15 protein-coding genes are annotated in these 15,054 nt (G+C 69.1%); 14 read left to right on the top strand and 1 reads right to left on the bottom strand.

Annotated elements, in window-relative coordinates; all coding sequences use genetic code 11:
- Nucleotides 1-19 precede the first annotated feature (19 nt).
- From ACZ6S8_RS01350 to ACZ6S8_RS01415, 14 genes are all read left to right on the top strand, one after another.
- A complete protein-coding gene (locus ACZ6S8_RS01350; protein ID WP_351271317.1) occupies nt 20-667 on the top strand; it encodes an L-threonylcarbamoyladenylate synthase in 648 nt (215 codons plus the stop codon).
- A complete protein-coding gene (locus ACZ6S8_RS01355) occupies nt 664-1,347 on the top strand; it encodes an arsenate reductase/protein-tyrosine-phosphatase family protein (RefSeq protein WP_469451358.1) in 684 nt (227 codons plus the stop codon). Before ACZ6S8_RS01350 ends, ACZ6S8_RS01355 begins: the two co-directional genes overlap by 4 nt.
- A 148-nt stretch (nt 1,348-1,495) precedes the next feature.
- Nucleotides 1,496-2,728, top strand: a complete 1,233-nt coding sequence (locus ACZ6S8_RS01360) for a serine hydroxymethyltransferase (RefSeq protein WP_469451360.1) — start codon at nt 1,496-1,498, stop codon at nt 2,726-2,728.
- Nucleotides 2,729-2,844: 116 nt separating this feature from the next.
- Entirely contained in the window at nt 2,845-4,179 is a 1,335-nt protein-coding gene (locus ACZ6S8_RS01365; protein ID WP_469451361.1) for an MraY family glycosyltransferase, read from the top strand.
- Nucleotides 4,180-4,454: 275 nt separating this feature from the next.
- Nucleotides 4,455-4,892, top strand: a complete 438-nt coding sequence (locus ACZ6S8_RS01370) for a hypothetical protein (protein WP_469451363.1) — start codon at nt 4,455-4,457, stop codon at nt 4,890-4,892.
- Between the two features lie 210 nt (nt 4,893-5,102).
- Complete coding sequence (gene atpB / locus ACZ6S8_RS01375; RefSeq protein WP_469451873.1) at nt 5,103-5,939, top strand: F0F1 ATP synthase subunit A; 837 nt, start codon at nt 5,103-5,105, stop codon at nt 5,937-5,939.
- A gap of 74 nt (nt 5,940-6,013) precedes the next feature.
- Nucleotides 6,014-6,244, top strand: coding sequence for an ATP synthase F0 subunit C (atpE, locus tag ACZ6S8_RS01380; RefSeq protein ID WP_355740449.1), 231 nt, complete (start codon nt 6,014-6,016; stop codon nt 6,242-6,244).
- A 51-nt stretch (nt 6,245-6,295) separates the two neighbouring features.
- Complete coding sequence (locus tag ACZ6S8_RS01385) at nt 6,296-6,838, top strand: F0F1 ATP synthase subunit B (protein ID WP_469451875.1); 543 nt, start codon at nt 6,296-6,298, stop codon at nt 6,836-6,838.
- Nucleotides 6,835-7,650: a F0F1 ATP synthase subunit delta gene (locus tag ACZ6S8_RS01390; RefSeq protein WP_469451364.1), complete on the top strand. Its 816-nt coding sequence runs from the start codon at nt 6,835-6,837 to the stop codon at nt 7,648-7,650. The genes ACZ6S8_RS01385 and ACZ6S8_RS01390 overlap by 4 nt, the downstream gene beginning before the upstream one ends.
- Before the next feature lie 129 nt (nt 7,651-7,779).
- Nucleotides 7,780-9,375 (top strand): F0F1 ATP synthase subunit alpha, encoded by a 1,596-nt coding sequence (atpA, locus tag ACZ6S8_RS01395; RefSeq protein ID WP_267717820.1) that lies wholly within the window; start codon nt 7,780-7,782, stop codon nt 9,373-9,375.
- 20 nt (nt 9,376-9,395) lie between these two features.
- Nucleotides 9,396-10,313 carry a F0F1 ATP synthase subunit gamma gene (locus tag ACZ6S8_RS01400; RefSeq protein ID WP_469451366.1) on the top strand — a complete coding sequence of 306 codons (918 nt, stop codon included), beginning with the start codon at nt 9,396-9,398 and terminating at the stop codon, nt 10,311-10,313.
- Nucleotides 10,313-11,755, top strand: coding sequence for a F0F1 ATP synthase subunit beta (atpD, locus tag ACZ6S8_RS01405; RefSeq protein WP_386522387.1), 1,443 nt, complete (start codon nt 10,313-10,315; stop codon nt 11,753-11,755). The genes ACZ6S8_RS01400 and atpD overlap by 1 nt, the downstream gene beginning before the upstream one ends.
- A 163-nt stretch (nt 11,756-11,918) precedes the next feature.
- Complete coding sequence (locus ACZ6S8_RS01410) at nt 11,919-12,290, top strand: F0F1 ATP synthase subunit epsilon (RefSeq protein WP_351271292.1); 372 nt, start codon at nt 11,919-11,921, stop codon at nt 12,288-12,290.
- 164 nt (nt 12,291-12,454) lie between these two features.
- Nucleotides 12,455-12,901, top strand: coding sequence for a DUF2550 domain-containing protein (locus ACZ6S8_RS01415; protein WP_469451367.1), 447 nt, complete (start codon nt 12,455-12,457; stop codon nt 12,899-12,901).
- A 162-nt stretch (nt 12,902-13,063) separates the two neighbouring features.
- Here the strand turns inward: ACZ6S8_RS01415 and ACZ6S8_RS01420 are convergent, their stop codons facing one another.
- Nucleotides 13,064-14,968, bottom strand: coding sequence for a glycosyl hydrolase family 18 protein (locus ACZ6S8_RS01420; protein ID WP_469451368.1), 1,905 nt, complete (start codon nt 14,966-14,968; stop codon nt 13,064-13,066).
- Nucleotides 14,969-15,054 lie beyond the last annotated feature (86 nt).

Consider the following 15,054-nt stretch of genomic DNA (forward strand, 5'->3'; position numbering starts at 1 on the left):
TGCACGAGGAGTCCCGCTGATGGCCCGGCGATACGACTGCAACGACGCGACGGACCGCAAGACGGGCCTGCGCGAAGCCGCATCCGCCGTGCGCCGCGGCGAGCTCGTCGTGCTGCCCACCGACACCCTGTACGGGATCGGCGCGGACGCCTTCAGCCCCGAGGCCGTCCACGAGCTCCTCGCCGCCAAGGGCCGCGGCCGCGGCATGCCCACTCCGGTGCTCATCGGCTCCCCGAACACCCTGCACGGCCTCGTCACGGACTTCTCCGAGCAGGCCTGGGAGCTCGTCGACGCCTTCTGGCCGGGAGCGCTGACGCTGGTCGCCAAGCACCAGCCGTCGCTGGCGTGGGACCTGGGGGACACCCAGGGCACCGTGGCCGTACGGATGCCGCTGCACCCCGTCGCGATCGAGCTGCTGACCGAGGTCGGCCCGATGGCCGTCTCCTCGGCGAACCTCACCGGGCACCCGGCGCCCGAGGACTGCGACGCCGCCCGCGAGATGCTCGGGGACTCCGTCTCCGTGTACCTCGACGGCGGCCCGACCCCCGGGATCCAGCCGTCCTCGATCGTCGACGTCACCGGCAAGGTCCCGGTGCTCCTGCGGGAAGGCGCCCTGACCGCCGACCAGCTGCGGGAGGTCGTACCCGACCTCGAGGTCGCCCCGTGAGCCCTGAGGGGCGTGGCATAGCGGGGGAACACCTCCAGGCGCGCCCCCTCGGATGGAATCCGGGGGAGGTGACCGGGGGGAACACCTTCCGCATCCTCCACGTCAGCACCGGGAACGTGTGCCGTTCGCCCATCACCGAGCGGCTGACGCGGCACGCCCTCTCGCACCGCCTCGGGGGATTCGTCACCGGGGACCTCATCGTGGAGAGCGCCGGCACGTGGGGGCACGAGGGAGCCCCCATGGAGGCGAACGCGGCCGCGGTCCTGGCCGACTTCGGCGCCGACGCCTCCGGCTTCACCGGGCGGGAGCTGCTGGACGAGCACGTCATACGCGCCGACCTGGTGCTGACCGCCACTCGTGACCACCGGGCGCAGGTCATCTCGATGGGCCACTCCGCGGGACTGCGCACCTTCACGCTGAAGGAGTTCACCCGGCTGGTCCGTGCGATAGATCCGGCCACCCTGCCGCCGCTGGACGACGGCATGGTGGAGCGGGCCCGCGCGCTCGTCCGCGCGGCCGCGGCGCTGCGCGGCTGGCTGCTGGCACCGACGCCCGACGCGGACGAGGTGTACGACCCGTACGGGGCGCCGATCACCTTCTTCCGCTCGATCGGCGACGAGATCAACCAGGCGCTGGACCCGGTCGTGACGGCCCTGACGGGCGTCACGGCCTCCCGCTGACGGGCGCGCCCCGCGCGTCCCGGCGGGCGGCGGCACACCCCGCGCCGGCGGGTGTGAACCCGTGCCGCCGGCCGGCTCGGGCGGCGGGAAACGGGTGGCGGGAATATCGTGGCCGTACCCGGTACACCCAGCGCGCGGGAGTCGTGCCATGACCGTCATCACCGAGCAGTCGGCGGAGCTCCTGCGCCGGCAGGACCCGCAGCTGGCCGACATCCTCGACGGGGAGCGGCTGCGGCAGGCCACCACCCTCCAGCTGAGCGCCGCCGAGAACTTCACCTCCGCCGCCGTGCTCGCCGCACTCGGGTCACCGCTCGCCAACAAGTACGCCGAGGGCTATCCCGGCGCCCGCCACCACGGCGGCTGCGAGTACGCCGACCTGGCCGAGCGGGCCGCCGTGGAGCGGGCGACGGCGCTGTTCGGCGCCGAGCACGCCAACGTGCAGGCGCACTCCGGCTCCTCCGCGGTGCTCGCCGCGTACGCCGCGCTGCTGCGGCCCGGGGACACGGTGCTGGCCATGGGGCTCCCGTACGGGGGGCACCTCACGCACGGGTCGCCCGCCAACTTCTCCGGCCGCTGGTTCGACTTCGTCGGCTACGGGGTCGACGCCGAGACCGGGCTCATCGACTACGAGCAGGTGCAGCAGCTGGCCCGCGCGCACCGGCCCAAGGCCATCGTCTGCGGGTCGATCTGCTACCCCCGCCACCCCGAGTACTCCGCCTTCCGCGAGATCGCCGACGAGGTCGGGGCCTTCCTGATCGCGGACGCCGCCCATCCGATCGGGCTGGTGGCCGGCGGGGCCGCCCCGAGCCCCGTCCCGTACGCCGACGTGGTGTGCGCGACCACGCACAAGGTGCTGCGGGGGCCGCGCGGCGGCATGATCCTGTGCGGCGCCGAGTTCGCCGAGCGGATCGACCGGGCGGTGTTCCCCTTCACCCAGGGCGGCGCCCAGATGCACACCATCGCCGCGAAGGCGGTCGCGTTCGGGGAGGCGGCCGGCCCGGCCTTCGCCACGTACGCCCACCGGGTCGTGGCGAACGCCCGGTCGCTGGCCCGGGAGCTCGCCGAGCACGGGCTGGCGGTCACCACCGGCGGGACCGACACCCACCTGCTCTCGGCCGACCCCGCGCCGCTGGGACTCGACGGTCCGGCCGCCCGCGCCCGGCTCGCGGCCGCGGGCATCGTGCTCGACACCTGCGCGCTTCCGTACGGGGACCAGCGCGGGGTGCGGCTCGGGACGGCGGCCGTGACCACCCAGGGGATGGGGGAGGCGGAGATGGTCCGGATCGCCGCGCTGTTTGCCGCCGCGCTGCGCGGGGAAGCCGCGCGAACGCGTACCGAGGTCAACGAGCTGGCATCAGCATTTCCCCCGTACGGGGTGTAATGCGGACAAGAGGGGTGTACTGCAACCGGGATACCTCCCCCTCGCGTCCTCGGCACTGGTGACATCGCAGCTAATGTGTGGGGCTGAGATGGCCGGCGATACATCTGGGGCAGCCCGTGCGTGAATATCTGCTGACGCTATGCGTCACGGTCGCGGTGACCTACCTGCTGACCGGGCCCGTGCGGAAGTTCGCGATCGCGGCCGGGGCCATGCCGGAGATCCGTGCCCGCGACGTGCACCGGGAGCCCACACCGCGGCTCGGCGGCATCGCCATGTTCGGCGGACTGTGCGCGGGACTCCTGGTCGCGGACCACCTGCAGAACCTGAACAGCGTCTTCGAGCTGTCGAACGAGCCACGGGCCCTGCTCTCCGGGGCGGCCCTGATCTGGCTGGTCGGCGTGCTGGACGACAAATTCGAGCTCGACGCCCTGATCAAGCTGGGCGCGCAGATGATCTCCGCCGGCGTGATGGTGATGCAGGGTCTGACCATCCTGTGGATCCCGGTCCCCGGCATCGGGACGGTGCCGCTCACGCAGTGGCAGGGCAACCTGCTGACCGTGGCCCTCGTGGTGATCACCATCAACGCGGTGAACTTCGTCGACGGCCTCGACGGCCTGGCCGCGGGCATGGTCTGCATCGCCGCCGCCGCGCTCTTCCTCTACGCGTACCGGATCTGGTTCGGCTACGGCATCGAGGCGGCCGCGCCCGCCACCCTCTTCGCCGCGATCCTGATGGGCATGTGCCTCGGCTTCCTGCCGCACAACATGCACCCGGCCCGCATCTTCATGGGCGACTCCGGCTCGATGCTGATCGGCCTGGTGCTGGCCGCCTCCGCGATCTCGATCACGGGCCAGGTCGACCCCGACGCGATGGCGCTCTTCGCGGGCGGCGAGCGCAACGCCACCCACGCGATGCTGCCGGTCTTCATCCCGCTGCTGCTGCCGCTGACGATCATCGCGATCCCGATGGCGGACCTGATCCTCGCGATCGTGCGGCGGACGTGGAAGGGGCAGTCGCCGTTCGCGGCCGACCGCGGCCACCTGCACCACCGGCTGCTGGAACTCGGACACTCGCACAGCCGCGCGGTCCTGATCATGTACTTCTGGTCGGGGCTGATCGCCTTCGGCGCCGTCGCGTACTCCGTGCACTCCGCCTCGATGTGGATCGTGCTGGCGATCGCCGCGCTGAGTGCGCTCGGTCTGCTCCTGCTCCTGCTGCCGCGCTTCACCCCGCGGGCACCGCGCTGGGCGGAGGGCCTGGTTCCGCCGCGCTACCGGCACGCGGGGCGGGCCGCGGAAGCCGCGGCGGAAGCGGCCGCGCGGGACACCTCGGGCCGGGAACCGGAGCTCGCCAGGCCGATCGCGGCGGGCGTCTCCGGCGTCAACGGGGCGACGGCCGTAGGCCCCCGTTCGCGCTTCCCCGACCGGCGCAAGGCCGAATCCGCTCGGTAAGGCTCTGGGGGCATGTCGGACATGAACCCCCTTTATCACGCAAGCCGCCATGCTGTCCTGCACACACGCGCAGGGTCACTCTCATGTGTGACAGTGAGCACACCCTGCGGGTAAAGCTCTCATCAAATACTTTGTGATACCGTTCACTAAACCCGGCGACAGAGCCGAAGGACCGTAGTGCGACGGTCCATTGGCCCGAGGCCTTCTCTCGGACCGGGCTTACGCTCGTCCCGTACGAGTCCCTTGCCCCCCATCATCACGCGGAGCAAACCGCCATGCGGTCAGATGACACCCGACTTCTCCTTCAAGCCGTCGTGCCCACGGCTGTCGCCGGCGCTGTTGCCGCCGGTATCAGTGCGTTGGTCGCGGGCGGCAAGGGCGCTGTCGGAGCCGTCGTCGCGACGCTGGTCGTGATCCTGTTCATGGGCATCGGGTTCGTCGTTCTCCAACGCACTGCGAAATCGTTGCCGCACCTGTTCCAGGCCATGGGGCTGATGCTCTACACGGCCCAGATCCTGCTGCTCTTCGTTTTCGTCGCCACGTTCAAGAACACGACGCTGTTCAATCCGAAGGCCTTCGCCCTCACGCTCGTCGTCACCACCCTGGTGTGGATCGCGGCGCAGGCGCGTGCTCATATGAAGGCCAAGATCCTCTACGTCGAACCGGATTCGGTGAAGGGCGAAAAGCCCGACAATTCCGGACCGAAGACGTGAGGGGTAGGGGTGGCATAAGCGCGTGGTCGGGATCCTGCTATCGTCCAGTGCCATCTGCGGCACTGCGGGCGCGGGCATCTGAGCTGACGCCTGTTCCATCGCGAGGCTCACTGCCTGAACGTCGCCCCCACATCCGTAACACCAGTCCAGTGCCGAACAGCGGCTGTGCGCCGCGCCGACACAACGAGGTTGCCGTACCTATGCGCCACGCTGAAGGAGCCCGCGGTGAGTGCTGACCCGACGACGGTGCTCGCCTTCGAGACCGACTGCCACATCTTCGACGGTTGTGGATTCCCGGCTCCCGGCCTGCACTCGTTCCTGTTCGAGCCGATCTTCGGCGACGCGGACAGCAACATCTACTTCAACAAGACGATGCTGCTGGCCCTGCTCGGCACGGTCGTCATCGTCGGCTTCTTCTGGCTGGCCTTCCGCAAGCCGAAGGTCGTCCCGGGCAAGCTCCAGATGGTGGCCGAGGCCGGCTACGACTTCGTGCGCCGCGGCATCGTGTACGAGACGCTGGGCAAGAAGGAGGGCGAGAAGTACGTCCCCCTGATGGTCTCGCTGTTCTTCTTCGTCTGGATCCTGAACCTCTGGTCCATCATTCCGCTGGCCCAGTTCCCGGTGACCGCGATCATCGCGTACCCCGCCGGCCTCGCGGCCATCGTGTACGTGATCTGGATGAGCGTGACGTTCAAGCGTCACGGCTTCGCCGGCGGCTTCAAGAACCTGACGGGCTACGACAAGTCGCTCGGCCCGGTCCTGCCGCTCGTCATGGTCATCGAGTTCTTCTCGAACGTCCTGGTCCGCCCGTTCACCCACGCGGTCCGACTGTTCGCGAACATGTTCGCCGGCCACACCCTGCTGCTGCTGTTCACGATCGCCAGCTGGTACCTGCTGAACGGCATCGGGATCGCCTACGCCGGCGTCTCGTTCGTCATGGTCCTCGTGATGACGGCTTTCGAGCTCTTCATCCAGGCCGTCCAGGCGTACGTCTTCGTACTCCTGGCCTGCAGCTTCATTCAGGGCGCGCTCGCAGAGCACCACTGATCCTCGCTCCCTGAATCCCTTAGTCGTCCGGTGGCCAACCCCCACCGGTCCGTGAAAGAGAAGGAAGAACTGGCATGTCCCAGACCCTTGCTGCCGTCTCCGGTTCCCTCGGCTCCATCGGTTACGGCCTCGCGGCCATCGGCCCCGGTGTCGGCGTCGGCATCATCTTCGGTAACGGCACCCAGGCTCTCGCCCGTCAGCCCGAGGCTGCCGGCCTGATCCGCGCCAACCAGATCCTCGGCTTCGCCTTCTGTGAGGCACTCGCCCTCATCGGTCTGGTCATGCCGTTCGTCTACGGCATCTGATCGTCGGACTCACGACCAGTCCACTAGACGAAAGGCACTGATGTGAACCTCATGGTTCTCGCGGCCGAGGAAGTTCAGAGTCCTCTGATCCCGCCGCTCCCCGAGCTCGTCATCGGTCTGATCGCCTTCGTCATCGTTCTCGGTTTCCTCGCGAAGAAGCTCCTCCCGAACATCAACAAGGTTCTGGACGAGCGCCGCGAGGCCATCGAGGGCGGTATCGAGAAGGCGGAAGCTGCTCAGACCGAGGCCCAGAGCGTGCTGGAGCAGTACAAGGCCCAGCTCGCCGAGGCCCGGCACGAGGCGGCGCGCCTGCGCCAGGACGCGCTGGAGCAGGGCACTGCGCTCAAGGAAGAACTGCGCGCAGAGGGCCAGCGGCAGCGTGAGGAGATCATCGCTGCCGGCCACACGCAGATCGAGGCCGACCGCAAGGCCGCCTCTCACGCGCTGCGTCAGGACGTGGGCAAGCTCGCCACCGACCTGGCCGGCAAGCTCGTCGGCGAGTCCCTCGAGGACCACGCCCGGCAGAGCCGCACCATCGACCGCTTCCTGAGCGAGCTCGAGGAGAAGGCAGCGTCGAACGGGGCTGCCCGATGAACGGAGCGAGCCGCGAGGCACTGGCCTCCGCGCGCGAGCGTCTCGACGCGCTGACGGACAACACGTCCGTCGACGCGCCGAAGCTCGCCGGTGAGCTGGCTGCCGTCACCACGCTGCTCGACCGTGAGGTCTCGCTGCGTCGGGTCATCACGGACCCGGCGCAGTCCGGCGAGGCCAAGGCCGAGCTGGCCGGGCGCCTGCTGAGCGGCCAGATCGGCGGGGAAACCCTCGACCTGGTGTCCGGCATGGTCCGGTCCCGCTGGTCGCAGTCCCGCGACCTGGTGGACGCGCTGGAGGAGCTGGCGAACACCGCCGACCTCACCGCGGCCCAGCAGGGCGGCGCGCTCGACGACGTCGAGGACGAGGTCTTCCGCTTCGGCCGGATCGTCGCCTCGAGCACCGAGCTGCGTGCGGCACTGACCGACCGTGCGGCCACCGCCTCCGCCAAGAGCCAGCTGCTCCGCAGCCTGCTCGGCGGCAAGGCGAACCCGGTCACCGAGCGCCTGGTGATCCGGCTTGTCACGCAGCCGCGTGGACGTAGCCTGGAAGCGGGACTCGAGTCCCTCTCCACGCTCGCCGCCGAGCGCCGCAACCGCATGGTCGCCACGGTGACCACCGCGGTTCCGCTCAGCGACGTGCAGAAGCAGCGTCTCGGCGCGGTTCTGGCCAAGCTGTACGGCCGCCAGATGCACCTGAACCTCGAAGTGGACCCCGAGGTCCTCGGCGGGATCGTGGTGCGGGTCGGCGACGAGGTCATCGACGGCACCATCGCGGACCGCCTCTCCGAGGCGACCCGCCGCATGGCCGGCTGACCATTCACCAATAGAACAACGCATTCCTAGCGGCCCGGTTGGGCCGTGCAGAACTTGCAGAAGATTCCTGGGGGTCGCCCCCAGACCCCTAAGAAGCTTCAGGCCCAACAAGGAGAGCAGGGAACCCAGATGGCGGAGCTCACGATCCGGCCGGAGGAGATCCGGGACGCACTGGAGAACTTTGTCCAGTCGTACCAGCCGGACGCGGCCTCGCGCGAGGAGGTCGGAACGGTCAGCGTTGCCGGCGACGGCATCGCAAAGGTGGAGGGCCTGCCCTCCGCCATGGCGAACGAGCTGCTGAAGTTCGAGGACGGCACCCTCGGTCTCGCCCTCAACCTCGACGAGCGCGAGATCGGTGCGGTCGTCCTCGGCGAGTTCAGCGGAATCGAGGAGGGCCAGCCGGTGCAGCGCACCGGTGAGGTGCTCTCCGTCGGCGTCGGCGAGGGTTACCTCGGCCGCGTCGTCGACCCGCTCGGCAACCCGATCGACGGTCTCGGCGAGATCGCGACCGAAGGCCGTCGCGCCCTCGAGCTGCAGGCCCCGGGCGTCATGATCCGCAAGTCGGTTCACGAGCCCATGCAGACCGGCTACAAGGCCATCGACGCCATGGTGCCCGTCGGCCGTGGCCAGCGTCAGCTGATCATCGGTGACCGTCAGACCGGCAAGACCGCTCTTGCCGTCGACACGATCATCAACCAGCGCGACAACTGGCGCTCGGGCGACGTGAACAAGCAGGTTCGCTGCATCTACGTCGCCATCGGCCAGAAGGGCTCGACCATCGCGTCCGTTCGCGGCGCCCTGGAAGACGCCGGCGCGCTCGAGTACACGACGATCGTCGCCGCCCCGGCGTCCGACCCGGCCGGCTTCAAGTACCTGGCGCCGTACACCGGTTCCGCCATCGGCCAGCACTGGATGTACGCCGGCAAGCACGTCCTGATCATCTTCGACGACCTGTCGAAGCAGGCCGACGCCTACCGCGCCGTGTCGCTGCTGCTGCGCCGTCCGCCGGGCCGCGAGGCCTACCCGGGCGACGTCTTCTACCTGCACTCCCGTCTGCTGGAGCGCTGCGCGAAGCTCTCCGACGACATGGGTGCCGGTTCGATGACCGGTCTGCCGATCGTCGAGACCAAGGCGAACGACGTGTCGGCGTTCATCCCGACCAACGTCATCTCCATCACCGACGGCCAGTGCTTCCTGGAGTCCGACCTGTTCAACGCGGGCCAGCGCCCGGCGCTGAACGTCGGCATCTCGGTCTCCCGCGTCGGTGGCTCCGCCCAGCACAAGGCGATGAAGCAGGTGTCCGGCCGTCTGCGCCTGGACCTCGCCCAGTACCGCGAGCTGGAGGCGTTCGCCGCCTTCGGTTCCGACCTGGACGCCGCTTCGAAGGCTTCGCTGGAGCGCGGCAAGCGCCTGGTCGAGCTGCTCAAGCAGGGTCAGTACCAGCCCATGCCCGTCGAGGAGCAGGTCGTCTCCGTCTGGGCCGGCACCACCGGCAAGATGGACGACGTCCCGGTCAACGACATCCGTCGCTTCGAGTCGGAGCTGCTGGAGCACCTGCGCCGCGAGCGCAAGGACCTCCTCACCTCCATCGCCGACGGCGGCAAGATGTCGGACGACACCCTGACGTCGATCGCCGACGCCATCGCCGCCTTCAAGCAGCAGTTCGAGACCTCGGACGGCAAGCTTCTGGGCGAGGACGCGCCGGCCGTCAACGTCTCCAAGTGACGACGGAAGGGACCTGACTCATGGGAGCGCAGCTCCGGGTCTACAAGCGTCGCATCCGTGCCGTCACGGCGACCAAGAAGATCACCAAGGCGATGGAAATGATCGCCGCCTCGCGCATCGTCAAGGCGCAGCGCAAGGTGGCGGCATCGATGCCCTACGCGACCGAGCTCACCCGTGCGGTGACCGCGGTGGCCACCGGCTCGAACACCAAGCACGCCCTGACCACCGAGGTCGAGGCGCCGGTGCGTGCCGCGGTCCTGCTCATCACGAGCGACCGCGGTCTGGCCGGCGGCTACTCCTCGAACGCCATCAAGCAGGCGGAGCGGCTCACCGAGCGGCTCCGCGGCGAGGGCAAGGAGGTCGACACGTACGTCGTCGGCCGCAAGGGTCTGGCCTACTTCGGCTTCCGCGAGCGCAAGGTCGCGGAGTCGTGGACCGGCTTCACGGACAGCCCGGCCTACTCCGACGCCAAGCGCGTCGCGGGCCCGCTGATCGAGGCCATCCAGACGGAGACGGCCGAGGGCGGCGTCGACGAGCTGCACATCATCTACACGGAATTCGTGTCGATGATGACGCAGAACGCGGTCGACGGCCGGATGCTGCCGCTCAGCCTCGACAAGGCTGTGGAGGAGACCGGCGCGAAGGGCGAGATCCTTCCGCTGTTCGACTTCGAGCCGTCGGCGGAGGACGTCCTCGACGCCCTTCTGCCGCGCTACGTCGAGAGCCGCATCTACAACGCACTGCTGCAGTCGGCCGCTTCCGAGCACGCCGCCCGCCGCCGCGCGATGAAGTCGGCGACCGACAACGCCGGAGACCTCATCAAGAGCCTCTCCCGGCTTGCCAACGCGGCCCGCCAGGCCGAAATCACCCAGGAAATCAGCGAGATCGTCGGTGGCGCGAGCGCCATGGCTGACGCGACCGCGGGGAGTGACAAGTAATGACGACCACTGTTGAGACGGCCGCCGCCACGGGCCGCGTCGCCCGGGTCATCGGCCCGGTCGTCGACGTGGAGTTCCCCGTCGACGCCATGCCCGAGATCTACAACGCGCTGAAGGTCCAGGTCGCCGACCCGGCCGAGGACGGCAAGCTGAAGACGCTGACCCTCGAGGTCGCCCAGCACCTGGGTGACGGCGTGGTCCGCACGATCTCCATGCAGCCCACCGACGGTCTGGTCCGCCAGGCCCCGGTGACCGACACGGGCGAGGGCATCACCGTCCCCGTCGGTGACTTCACCAAGGGCAAGGTGTTCAACACCCTCGGTGAGGTGCTGAACTACCCGGAGGAGAACGCCAACGTCACCGAGCGCTGGCCGATCCACCGCAAGGCGCCCCGCTTCGACGAGCTCGAGTCGAAGACCGAGATGTTCGAGACCGGCGTCAAGGTCATCGACCTCCTCACCCCGTACGTCAAGGGTGGAAAGATCGGTCTGTTCGGTGGTGCCGGTGTCGGCAAGACCGTTCTGATCCAGGAAATGATCTACCGCGTCGCCAACAACCACGACGGTGTGTCGGTCTTCGCGGGCGTCGGTGAGCGTACCCGTGAGGGCAACGACCTCATCGAGGAGATGGCCGAGTCCGGCGTCATCGACAAGACGGCCCTCGTCTTCGGCCAGATGGACGAGCCGCCGGGCACGCGTCTGCGCGTCGCCCTGGCCGGTCTGACCATGGCGGAGTACTTCCGCGATGTGCAGAAGCAGGACGTGCTCTTCTTCATCGACAACATCTTCCGTTACACCCAGGCCGGTTCGGAGGTGTCGACCCTTCTGGGCCGCATGCCGTCCGCCGTGGGTTACCAGCCGAACCTGGCTGACGAGATGGGTCTGCTGCAGGAGCGCATCACGTCGACCCGCGGTCACTCGATCACCTCGATGCAGGCGATCTACGTCCCCGCGGACGACCTGACCGACCCGGCGCCGGCGACCACCTTCGCCCACCTCGACGCGACGACGGTTCTCTCCCGTCCGATCTCCGAGAAGGGCATCTACCCGGCCGTGGACCCGCTGGACTCGACGTCCCGCATCCTCGACCCGCGGTACATCGCGGCGGACCACTACGCCACGGCGATGCGCGTCAAGGGGATCCTGCAGAAGTACAAGGACCTCCAGGACATCATCGCGATCCTCGGCATCGACGAGCTGGGCGAGGAGGACAAGCTCGTTGTCCACCGTGCCCGTCGCGTCGAGCGCTTCCTGTCGCAGAACACCCACGTCGCCAAGCAGTTCACCGGTGTCGACGGTTCGGACGTTCCGCTGGAGGAGTCGATCGTGGCGTTCAACGCGATCTGCGACGGCGACTACGACCACTTCCCCGAGCAGGCGTTCTTCCTGTGCGGTGGCATCGAGGACCTGAAGGCGAACGCCAAGGAGCTGGGCGTCTCCTGATCCGGCGCGCTCCGCGAGGAGCGCACCGGATCCGAAGGCCCGCCGGCTCGCCGGCAGGTGTCTCGGCGGAGAGGGGCGGGTGTGTCCCGTCCCTCTCCCCACGCCCATTAGAATTTGACCCAACACCCGGCCTACCCGCCGGGTGGTGACCCGAGGAGCCACCTTGGCTGCTGAGCTGCACGTCGAGCTGGTCGCGGCGGACCGCAATGTCTGGTCCGGCGAGGCCACCCTTGTTGTCGCCCGCACCACGTCCGGCGACATCGGCGTCATGCCCGGTCACCAGCCGCTTCTCGGTGTGCTGGAATCGGGCCCTGTGACCATCCGCACCAGTGACGGCGCCACCGTCGTCGCCGCGGTGCACGGCGGTTTCATCTCGTTCGCGGACAACAAGTTGTCCCTGCTGGCCGAGATCGCCGAGCTCGCTGACGAGATCGACGTCCAGCGTGCGGAGCGGGCACTGGAGCGCGCGAAGTCGGAGGCCGACGCGGCCGCCGAGCGTCGCGCGGATGTCCGACTGCGCGCCGTAACGGGCTGAACGTCCGTCGGAGTTTGAAAGGCTGAGCCCCGGAGGGCGACTTCCGGAGCTCGGCAGACCTCAGCCGCGGTCCGTTCTGGAGCTTTCCAGACCGGGTCGCGGCTGAGGCGATGCAGGTCGTTTTTTCGCACGCGGTATTTCGATGAGCGAGGAGGTCGGTGAAGATGCTCCTCGCTCTGCTTGTGAGCGGCCTGGTCGTAGCCCTGGTGGTGATCGGGCTGTTTGTCTTCGGCCTGCGCCGCAGACTCATCCAGCGGTCCGGCGGCACCTTCGACTGCAGCATGCGCTGGGGCGTGTCCGAGGAGCCGGACGTCTCGGGCAAGGGCTGGGTGTACGGGGTCGCCCGCTACAGCGGCGACCGGATCGAGTGGTTCCGCGTGTTCAGCTACTCGCCGCGGCCGCGCCGCGTGCTGGAGCGCTCGTCCATCGAGGTGCTCGCCCGGCGCGCGCCCGAGGGCGAGGAGGAGCTGGCCCTGCTCTCCGACGCCGTGGTGCTCGGCGCCCTCCACCGGGGGACGCGCCTGGAGCTGGCGATGAGCGACGACGCGCTGACCGGCTTCCTCGCCTGGCTGGAGGCGGCGCCGCCCGGGCAACGGGTGAACGTGGCCTGAGCGGGTCCGCGTACGACGGCGGGTACGTCGTCAGGACTGCGCCTACGACGTCAGGACTGTGCGTACGACGTCAGGACCGCGCGTACGACGTAAAGAAGCCGGGGAGACGGGGGCGGACCCGTCTCCCCGGCTTCGTCTGTCACCGGATGCGCTCAGCGGCGGTTACTGGAGCCCGGTGTGGATCGCGTTGGCGAGCTCACCGTTGGTGGTGTCGCCGCTGAACTCCCAGAAGAAGGCTCCCCTGAGGCCCTGCTGCTTGGTCCAGCTCATCTTCGAGGCGACCGTGGCGGGGGTGTCGTAGCTCCACCAGTTGCTGCCGCACTTGGCGTAGGCCGTGCCGGCGATGGTGCCGGTGGAGGGGCAGGTGGCCTTGAGGACCTTGTAGTCCTCGATGCCCGGCTCGTACGTGCCCGGGGCCGGGCCGGTGGCGGTGCCGCCGGGGGTGGCCTGGGTGACTCCGGTCCAGCCGCGGCCGTAGAAGCCGATGCCGAGGTTGAGCTTGGAGCCCGGGATGCCCTTGCCCTTGAGCTTGGTGATCGCGGCCTCGGAGTTGAAGCCGTCCTGCGGGATGCCCGGGTAGGCGGTGAGCGGGGAGTGCGGGGCCGTCGGGCCCTGCGCCGCCCAGGCGCCGAAGAAGTCGTACGTCATGACGTTGTAGAAGTCGACGTACTGGGCCGCGCCGCCGTAGTCGGCCACGTCCAGCTTGCCGCCGTTGGAACCGTCGGCGGAGATCGCGGCGGTGACCAGGTTGTTCGTGCCGAACTTGGCGCGGGTGGCCTGCATCAGGTTCTTCAGGGAGGCGGCGCCGCTGGTGTCGCAGGTCAGGCCGCAGGAGTTCGGGTACTCCCAGTCGAGGTCGATGCCGTCGAAGACGTCGGCCCAGCGCGGGTCCTCCACCAGGTCGTAGCAGGACTGGGCGAAGGCGGTCGGGTTGGCCGCTGCCTGGCCGAAGCCGCCGGACCAGGTCCAGCCGCCGAAGGACCACAGGATCTTGATGTGGGGGTACTGGGCCTTCAGCTTGCGCAGCTGGTTGAAGTTGCCGCGCAGCGGCTGGTCCCAGGTGTCGGCCTTGCCGTCGACGCTCTGGTCGGCGGTGTAGGCCTTGTCGTAGTCGGCGTAGGCGTCACCGATCGTGCACTTGCCGCCCTGGACGTTGCCGAAGGCGTAGTTGATGTGCGTGATCTTGGCGGCGGAGCCCGAGGTGACCAGGTTCTTCACGTGGTAGTTGCGCCCGTAGACGCCCCAGTTGGTGAAGTAGCCGAGCTTGACCTTGGTGCCGGCGCCGGGGTCGGTGCCGCCGCCGCCGGGCGTGGTGACGGACAGCGCGCCGGAGGAGGGACCGGTCTGGTCGATGGTGTCGCGGGCGATCACCGTGTAGGCGTACGACGTGCCCTTGGTCAGGCCGGTGTCCGCGTAGCTGGTGCCGGTGACGGTGGCGACCTTGGTGCCGCCGCGGTAGACGTCGTAGTTCTTGACGCCCTTGTCGTCGGTGGCGGCCGCCCAGTTCAGGGTCAGCGAGGTCTCGGTGACGTTCGCGGCGGTGGGGGTGCCGGGAGCCGAGGGCGCGTTGTCGCCGGGCTGGGTGGTGCCGTCACAGGGGCCGCCGTTGATCTTGCAGCCGGTGGGGGCGCCGGTGCCGGCGCCGTTGAAGCCGAAGCTGATGCTGGCGCCGGGGGAGAGGGTGCCGTTCCAGCCGAGGTTCTTGCCCGTCCAGTGGGTGCCCGAGCTGGTGACGGTCGCGTCCCAGGCCGAGGTGACCGAGGTGCCGGCCGGGTAGTCCCACTCCACGGTCCAGCTGGTGAGGGTGGTGGTGCCGGTGTTCTTCACCGTCCACTTGCCCTCGAAGCCGGAGCCCCAGTCGGAGGCCTTGGTGTACGTCGCGGTCGCGGCGGCGGCGGCCTGCGCCGGGCCGGCCAGCGCGACGAGCCCGCTGATCGGTACGGCGAGCGCGGCCACGACCGCCGCGACCCGCGTGAAGAACCGGGTGCGCCGGCTGCGGGGTGGGGATGCTGTGCTCAAGGGTGTTCCTCCGTAGGTCCGTCGGAGCCGTGGGGCCGGCTCCGACATGGGGGTGGGACCTGCGCCGCCCGTGAGCACGCTTTGTCATGCACGCTCACCACAGTGTTCCGGCGAGCGTAGAAAGGTCTGGACCA

The organism is Streptomyces sp. NPDC048461 (assembly GCF_055587105.1).